This window comes from Streptomyces sp. NPDC001027 (assembly GCF_040299045.1).
Classification (GTDB): domain Bacteria; phylum Actinomycetota; class Actinomycetes; order Streptomycetales; family Streptomycetaceae; genus Streptomyces.
Window position 1 is genome coordinate 1 of record NZ_JBEPBI010000550.1, and the last position, 1,771, is coordinate 1,771.

General features: G+C 70.3%; 2 protein-coding genes. Both read right to left on the minus strand.

The genetic code is table 11. The features are described from left to right. Nucleotides 1-1,430, minus strand: a 1,430-nt coding sequence (locus tag ABT300_RS43785; RefSeq protein ID WP_351688695.1) for a condensation domain-containing protein, incomplete at its 3' end; no start/stop codon positions are given. Continuing rightward, the coding region (locus ABT300_RS43790) for a phosphopantetheine-binding protein (protein WP_351688697.1) at nt 1,430-1,771 on the minus strand (342 nt) is incomplete at its 5' end. The genes ABT300_RS43785 and ABT300_RS43790, both read right to left, overlap by 1 nt.

Sequence of the window (1,771 nt, forward strand, 5' to 3'; positions counted from 1 at the left end):
TCGAACAACCCCGGAAGCGTGCCCCCTTCGACCCCCACCGCCGTGTCGTTCCACTCCACCAGAACACGCCGACGCTCAACCGCGTCCAGCACCTCCAGGCCGCTCACCCGGGTCTCCGGCTCGGCGACCAGCAGTTCCAGCGCCCGTCGGAACCGGGTCGCGAGCCGCGCGGCGGCGTCGCGTTCGAAGAGGTCCACCGAGGCGGTCAGCGAGCCGCGCAGGCCCGCCGGAGTGCCGTTCTGATCGAAGAGCTCAACGAAGTCGAGTTCGAGGTCGAACTTGGCCGCGCGCACGTCGACCGCGGCGCCCGCCGCCGTCCGACCGTCGGACTCGGCGCCAGAGCGCTCCAGCACGATCCGCTCGTTGTTGTGGACGGTCAGCATGACCTGGACCAGCGGGTGCCGGGCCAGGGAGCGGGCAGGTGCGAGCTCCTCGACGAGCTTCTCGAACGGCACGTCCTGGTGCGTGAGAGCGTCCCACCCGGTCTGCCGCGCCTGGGCGAGCACCTCGCGGAAGGCCGGGTCGCCGGTGAGGTCCGTGCGCAGGACCAGGGTGTTGACGAAGAAGCCGACCATGTCGTCCAGCGCGACGTCGGTTCGCCCGGCGACGGCTGTGGCGATCGGTATGTCGGTGCCCGCGCCCAGGCGGGACAGCATGACCGCCAGCGCGGACTGCAGGACCATGAAGACCGTGGCGTCCTCGGCACGAGCCACCTCGGCGAGCCGGGCGTGGACCGCGGCCGGGATCTCCAGCGCCACGCCGTGGCCGCGGTGCGAGGCGACCGCCGTGCGGGCGTGGTCGGACGGCAGGTCGAGCTCCTCGGGAGCACCGGCGAGTTTGTCGCGCCAGTAGGCGAGCTGACGGGCCAGCAGGCTCTCCGGGTCCTCCTGGTCGCCCAGCAGTTCGCGCTGCCAGAGGGTGTAGTCGGCGTACTGGACGGGCAGCGGCTCCCACTCGGGCGCCCGGCCCTCGCTGCGGTCGAGGTAGGCCTGCGTCACATCGCGCAGCAGCGGCCCCGTCGACCAGCCGTCGCTCGCGATGTGGTGGACGACCACGACCAGCACGGACTCCTCCGGGCCGGTCCGCAGCAGCGTGGCACGGATCGGCACCTCGTCGGCCAGGTCGAACGGGTGGGACTCCAACTCCGAAATCCGAGAGTCGAGTTCGGCGGGCGACAGATCGGCCACCACCGGTTCCCAGTCCAGTTCCTCCATCTTCAGGATGCGCTGGTACGGCTCACCGTCGACCGTCGGGTAGACGGTGCGCAGCACCTCGTGGCGTCCGATGACGTCCCGCAGGGCCATGTGGAGTGCATCGACCTCGATCCGTCCCGGCAGGCGCCTGACGATCGGGATGTTGTAAGTGGCGCTCGGGCCCTCAAGCTGCGAAAGGAACCACAACCGGCGCTGCGCGAAAGACAACGGAACCATCAGAACTCCTCCTGGCTGCGCATCGGCCGCAACGCCGGCCTAGCTGATTTCTCATGTCCGAGCTGTTGTGCCAGTCCGGCCACCGTCGGCGCCTCCACAAGCGCCTTCAACGGCACCTCGACGCCCAGCACCGCCCGGATCTGGCTGGTGAGTCGAACGGCGAGGAGGGAGTGCCCGCCGAGGTCGAAGAAGTTGTCGTCGACGCCGACACTCTCCAGACCGAGCACCTGCGCGAAGGCGGCGCAGAGGATCTCCTCCCGCTCATTGGCCGGCGCCCGGCCGGTGCCGGTGCCGGTGGTGTATGCGGGGGCGGGCAGGGCCTTGCGGTCGAGCTTGCCGTT